The organism is Sphingomonas sp. FUKUSWIS1 (assembly GCF_000733135.1).
Classification (GTDB): Bacteria; Pseudomonadota; Alphaproteobacteria; order Sphingomonadales; family Sphingomonadaceae; genus Sphingomonas; species Sphingomonas aerolata.
The window spans coordinates 1-6,701 of sequence record NZ_JPJC01000194.1 but is presented as its reverse complement, the minus strand read 5'-3'; the positions used below and the strand labels follow the sequence as shown (position 1 = coordinate 6,701).

3 protein-coding genes are annotated in these 6,701 nt (G+C 67.9%); 2 read left to right on the top strand and 1 reads right to left on the bottom strand.

The window, feature by feature from the left end; genetic code table 11:
• Nucleotides 1-203: 203 nt before the first annotated feature.
• Together dnaE and sphsw_RS11890 are read left to right on the top strand one after the other, a co-directional pair.
• Nucleotides 204-3,692 (top strand): DNA polymerase III subunit alpha, encoded by a 3,489-nt coding sequence (gene dnaE / locus sphsw_RS11895; RefSeq protein WP_031440808.1) that lies wholly within the window; start codon nt 204-206, stop codon nt 3,690-3,692.
• A 31-nt stretch (nt 3,693-3,723) separates the two neighbouring features.
• Nucleotides 3,724-5,316 (top strand): long-chain fatty acid--CoA ligase, encoded by a 1,593-nt coding sequence (locus sphsw_RS11890; RefSeq protein WP_031440807.1) that lies wholly within the window; start codon nt 3,724-3,726, stop codon nt 5,314-5,316.
• A 9-nt stretch (nt 5,317-5,325) separates the two neighbouring features.
• On the opposite strand, the gene sphsw_RS11885 is transcribed toward sphsw_RS11890, so the two are convergent.
• A partial coding sequence (locus tag sphsw_RS11885) for a cation:proton antiporter domain-containing protein (protein ID WP_031440806.1) occupies nt 5,326-6,701 on the bottom strand: 1,376 nt, incomplete at its 5' end.

Sequence of the window (6,701 nt, the reverse complement as noted above, 5' to 3'; positions counted from 1 at the left end):
CGCCGGGGTGGTGCTTGTGGGGAGCACCCTCGCCACAAGGATGTTCCCCCTCGAAGGCGGCGGCCCAGACTGGAATCCCGCCTTCGCGGGAGAACAGCCTCGAACCAAAAACCCACACACACAGACTCAACTCATCGCGTCCCACCCCGCACCCCCCGCCATCGCGTCTGGTCGAATCACGCCGCAACGCCTACCTCTCACCCATGCATTCCGGTTACGTCCCGCTCCGCGTCTTTTCCTGCTACACCATGCTCGACGGCGCGATCGATCCTAAGGCGATCGCCAAGCAGGCGCGCGCGCTCGGCTTTCCCGCCGCCGCGCTGACCGACCGCAACGGCCTCTACGCCGCGATGGCCTATTCGGACGCCGCCAAGAAGGACGGCGTCCAGCCCGTCATCGGCGTGATGCTCGGCCTCAGCCGCCCCGACATGCCCGACGGCATCGCCACCCCGTTCGACTGGATCGCGCTCTACGCCCAGAACGCGAAGGGCTATGACAATCTCTGCGCGCTCGTCTCGATGGCGCATCTCGACCGCCCGATCGAGATGCCGGCGCATGTCGATTTCGCCGCGCTCGAACGCCATGCCGACGGGCTGATCGCGCTGACCGCGGGCGGCGAGGGCGGTCTCGCGCGGCTGTTCGCGGAGGGCCAGCCCGACCGCGCCCGCGCCTATCTCGACCGCCTCCAGCACCTGTTCGGCGACCGCCTCTACATCGAACTCTCACGCCGCGGCGACGCGACCGAGATCGCCGCCGAGGACGCGCTGATCGACATCGCCTACGACCGCAACCTGCCGCTCGTCGCGACCAACCCGTGCTGCTTCACCGAAAGTGCGTTCGGCGACGCGCACGACGCCATGCTCTGCATCGCGCACTCGACCTATGTCGAGACCGAGGACCGCATCCGCAGCTGCCCCGAAGCGTGGATGAAGCCCGCGCCGGTGATGCACGAGATGTTCGCCGACCTGCCCGAGGCGATCGCCAACACGCTCGTCGTAGCCCAGCGCTGCGCGGTCATGGCGCCCTACCGCAAGCCGATCCTCCCCAGCCTCGCCGGCGATATCGAGGGCGAGGCGAAACTGCTCCGCGACGACGCCGAGGCCGGGCTCGAGGCGCGTCTCGCGCGCATCACCGAACTGCACGGAGAGGCCGAGGACGGCTGGCGCGACGTCTATCGCGCGCGGCTCGCCTTCGAGGTCGACGTGATCGTCCAGATGGGCTTTCCCGGCTATTTCCTGATCGTCGCCGACTTCATCAAATGGGCGAAGGATCACGACATTCCGGTCGGTCCCGGCCGTGGCTCGGGCGCAGGCTCGGTCGTCGCCTGGGCGCTGACCATCACCGATCTCGATCCGATCAAGCTGGGGCTCCTGTTCGAACGCTTCCTGAACCCGGAACGCGTGTCGATGCCCGATTTCGACATCGACTTCTGCGAAACCCGCCGCGGCGAGGTGATCCGCTACGTCCAGGAGAAATACGGCCGCGATCAGGTCGCGCAGATCATCACCTTCGGTAAGCTGAAGGCGCGCGCGGTGCTGAAAGACACCGGCCGCGTGCTGCAGATGAGCTATGGCCAGATCGACCGGCTCGCAAAGCTCGTCCCCAACCACCCGACCGATCCCTGGACGCTCGAGCGCGCGCTGAATGGCGTCGGCGAGCTCGCCAAGGAATATGCCAACGACAATGGCGTGCGAAAGCTGCTCGATCTGGCGATGAAGCTGGAGGGGCTGCCGCGCCACTCGTCGACTCACGCCGCCGGCGTGGTGATCGGCGACCGGCCCTTGGCCCAGCTCGTCCCCCTCTACCGTGATCCGCGTTCGGACATGCCCGTCACGCAGTTCGACATGAAATATGTCGAGGGCGCGGGCCTCGTGAAGTTCGACTTTCTCGGGCTGAAGACGCTCTCGGTGCTCCAGAAGGGCGTGCAATTGCTCGCCAAGCGCGGGATCAAGGTCGATCTCGACGCGCTCGAATGGGACGATGCCGGCGTCTACGCGCTGCTCCAGAAGGGCGACACGGTTGGCGTGTTCCAGCTCGAATCGGAAGGCATGCGCCGCACGCTGTCCGCGGTCCGCCCGTCCAATTTCGGCGACATCATCGCGCTCGTCTCGCTCTACCGACCGGGCCCGATGGACAATATCCCGTCCTTCGGCCGCCGCAAGAACGGCACCGAGACGATCGAATATCCGCACCCCGCGCTCGAATCGATCCTGTCGGAGACCTACGGGATCTTTGTCTACCAGGAACAGGTCATGCAGGCCGCGCAGATCCTCGCGGGCTTCTCGCTCGGCGGCGCCGATCTGCTGCGCCGCGCGATGGGCAAGAAGATCAAGGCCGAGATGGACGCACAGCGCGCGATCTTCGTCGAGGGCTGCGCGAAGGTGAACAATATTCCCAAGGCCAAGGCCAACGAGCTGTTCGACTTGATCGACAAGTTCGCCGGCTACGGCTTCAACAAGAGCCACGCCGCCGCCTATGCGCTGCTCGCCTATCAGACCGCGTGGCTGAAGGCGCACCACCCGCACGAATTCTTCGCTGCGTCGATGTGCTACGACCTGCACCAGACCGACAAGCTCGCGATCTTCACCGACGACATGCGCCGCCTCGGCATCGCCACGCTGCCGCCCTGCATCAATGCGAGCCAGGCCGAGTTCGACGTCGAGGTGAAGGACGGCGAACCCGCGGTGCGCTACGCGCTTGGCGCGCTCAAGTCGGTCGGCGAAGGCGCGATGGAGAAGCTCATCGTCGAGCGCGTCCAGAACGGCCCGTTCGCCGGGCTCGACGATCTCGCCAAGCGCGTCGACCCGCGCCTGCTCAACAAGCGCCAGCTCGAGACGCTCGCCGCCGCGGGCGCGTTCGACGGGTTCGAGCCCAACCGCGCCGGCATCCACGCCACCGCCGAGACGATCCTCGCGATCGCCGCACGCACCCACGCCGCCAAGACCAGCGGGCAGGGCGGTCTGTTCGGCGACGCGGAACCCGCGGGCGACGCGATCAAGCTGCCGCCCTCGGTGCGCTGGACGCTCAGCCAGCGGATGGATCAGGAGAAGGAGGCGTTCGGCTTCTATTTCTCCGCGCACCCGGTCGACCGCCACCGCCACATCGCCAACAGCCACGGCGCGCGCGCTTATACCGCCTTGTCGGAGCTCAACATCCCCGACGACGGCAGCCGCGCCGGCGCGACGATGGCGGTGCTGGTCGAGGATGCGCGCTACCGCACGTCGGCGCGCGGCAAGCGCTTCATGATGGCGCAATGCTCGGACGCCAGCGGCCAGTTCATGGCGACCTGTTTCGACGATCAGGTCTCGAAGGATCTCGAGGATGCCGCCAAGGCAGGCGGCTGCGGCCTCATCACCGTCGAGCTCGACCGCAAGCCCGGCGAGGACACGCCGCGCGTCAGTATCAAGCGGATCCAGCCGTTCGAGGGGCTCGCCAACATCGCGCGCTTCCAGGTCGTCGTGACCATCTCGGACATGGCCGCCTTCGCCGGGCTCGCGTCCTTGCTCGCCGATCACCGCGGCGCGCGCGGCGAGGTCCGCGTCCGCGCGATGCTCCCCGACGGCGAGGTCAGCATCCTGCTCGGCCGCGATTTCCTGCTCGACGGCGAGCTTGCAGAGCACATCGAGTCGTTGCACGGTGTGACAAAGGTGGAGCTCAAGACCTCGGAAACGCGGCTGGCTCTCGTCGGATAACGGCTTGGGCCAAATGCTTGGGAGAGCGAGAATGCTGGGTGGAATGCAGGACTTTGAGCTTCGCGTCCCCCGGCTGATCGACCATGCCGCGCGCGAGCATGGCCGCCGCGAGATCGTCAGCTACTGGGCAGACGGCCGCGAGACCCGCACCGACTGGTCCGGGATCGCACGCGACGCGAAGAAACTTGCCCAAGCGCTTGAGAAGCTTGGTGTCCGTCCCGGTGACCGGGTCGCGACGCTGGCCATGAACCACGCGCACCACCTGATCGCCTGGTATGGCACGATCGGGATGGGCGGGGTGATCCACACGATCAACCCGCGGCTGTTCGACGAACAGCTCGTCTATATCGCCAACCACGCCGAAGACCGGGTGATGCTCTACGACAAGGCGTTCCAGCCCATTGTCGACCGGCTGCGCGGCCAATGGTCGAGCATCCGCCATTATGTCTGTTTCGACGATCTCGGCCCCGACGGCTTCCGCGCGCTGCTCGACGAGCAGGATGGCGACTATGCCTGGGTCGAGGGGCCGGAGCGCGATCCGTGCATGCTCTGCTATACCAGCGGCACCACCGGCAATCCCAAGGGCGTGCTCTACACGCACCGCTCGACGCTGATCCACGCGATGGCGGAGGTCGCGCCCTGGGTGTTCGATCTGTCCCCCAGCGCGGTCGTGCTGCCCGTCGTGCCGATGTTCCACGCCGCCGCCTGGGGGCTGCCCTTCGCCTGCGCGCTGTCGGGGGCGAAGGTCGTCTATTCGGCGATCAACGATCCCGGCGTGCTGTGCCGGCTGATGAACCAGGAGCATGTCACGCATTCGGCGGGCGTGCCGACCGTCTGGCTCGCGCTGTTCGGGCATATCGACGCCACCGGCGAGGCGCCCGAGCATCTGAAGCTGGTGACGATCGGCGGCGCGGCGGCCCCGCGCGCGATGATCGACCGGATCATGACCATGGGCGCGTCGGTCAAGCACCTCTGGGGCATGACCGAGACCTCGCCGATCGGCACCGCGGGCTTCGCGCCGCCGCACTGGGACATGATGACGCATGACGAGAAGCTTGATCTCGTCACCAAGCAGGGCAGCGTCCCCTTCGGCATCGAACTGCGCATCATCGACGATCAGGGGCAGGTGCTGCCGCGCGACGGCTCGATCGCCGGCTCGCTCCAGGTCCGCGGGCCCTGGGTGGTGCAGCGCTATTTCGGCGCGGACAGCGACGCGGTCGATGCGGAGGGCTGGTTCGACACCGGCGACGTCGCGATGCTCCACACCGACGGCACGATGCAGATTACCGACCGGTCGAAGGACGTCATCAAGTCGGGCGGTGAATGGATCAGCTCGGTCGATCTCGAAAACGCCGCGATCGGCTGCCCCGGCGTCGCGGAGGCCGCCGCGATCGGCATCCACCACCCCAAATGGGACGAGCGCCCGCTGCTGATCGTCGTCCGCAAACCCGGCAGCACCGTCACCGACACCGCGATCCGCGATCACCTGGCGCAGCACGTCGCCAAATGGTGGCTCCCCGACGCGATCGTCTTCGTCGACGAACTGCCCCACACCGCGACGGGAAAACTCCTGAAGACCGCACTGCGCGAACGGTTCAGGGACTTCACCCTCACCGACGCGTGACGCCCCGCGCTAGACCTTCCGCGGCGTCCGCTTGGCCTTGCGGACCCGCGGCTCGACCAGCATGTCCGCCGCCGCCTTGATCTCCTGCCGCAGTTCGTCGCGCTTCTCGTGGATCGACGCGATCACCGGCCCCATCGCGACGCCCAGGTCGACCAGCACCGCCTCCGCCAGCTGCAGCGAGCTCTCCAGCGTCTCGGGCACCGCATCGGTCACGCCTGCGCGGTACAGCTCGGCGGCATGCGCGGTATCGCGCGCGCGCGCGACGATCGGCAAATTGGGCGCCAGCAGCCGCACCCGCCGCGCCAGCCGCACGGTCAGCACCGGGTCGTCCATCGTCAGGATCAGTGCCTTGGCGGTATCCAGTTTCAGCCGGTCGACCAGTTCGAGCCGCGCGACGTCGCCGAACAGCACCGGATGCCCCTGCGCCCGCGCGGCCTCGACCGAATCGATATCCGCCTCGACCGCGACATAGCGCTGGCCGTGCACCGCGAGCATGTCCGCGACCATCCGCCCGACCCGGCCGAAGCCGATCACGACCGTCCCCGGCCCCTCCTCGTCGATCTCGACATCGCCCGCATCCGCGGTCGACCGGCTTTCCAGCTGACGCGACACGGTGCGGCCGAGCTTGGCGAGCAGCGGCGTGATCGTCAGCCCGATCGCGGTCACCGTCTGCCAGAAGCTCGCGGTCGACGGCAGGATCAGCTGCGCCTGCGCCGCGGTCGCCAGCACGATCAGCGTCGTCTCGGACGGGCTCCCCATCAGCAGCCCGGTCTCCGCCGCCACCCCGCGCCGCGAATTGGCGACGCGCAGGAACAGGAACGTCACGACCGCCTTGGTCGCCACCACCCCGGTCACCGCGAGCAGCAGCGACGGCCAGTTCTGCGCGATCAGCCGCAGGTCCAGGCTCATCCCCACCGTGATCAGGAACACGCCCAGCGCCAGCCCCTTGAACGGCGCGGTGATCACCTCGACCTCGCTGTGATATTCGGTTTCCGCGATCAGCAGCCCGGCGAGCAGCGCGCCGACGATCGGCGACAGCCCCGCCGCGGTCGTCGCGACGCTCGCCACGATCACCACCAGCAGCGACGCCGCCAGGAATAGTTCGGGGCTCTTGGTCCGCGCCGCCTGCCCGAACAGCCGCGGCAGGATCAGCCGCCCGCCGACATACATCGCCACGACCGTGGCCGCGCCGCGCAAGGCGACGCCTGCCAGATTGCTCCACCCGTCCGCGGTCGCGGTCGGGGCGAGCGCGCCCAGCACGAAGATCAGCGGCACCAGCGCCAGATCCTCGAACAACAGCATCGCAAACGCCCCGCGCCCGACCGCGCCGGTCGTCCCGACCAGCGGCAGCACCAGCGCGGTCGACGACAGCGCCAGCGCAAAGC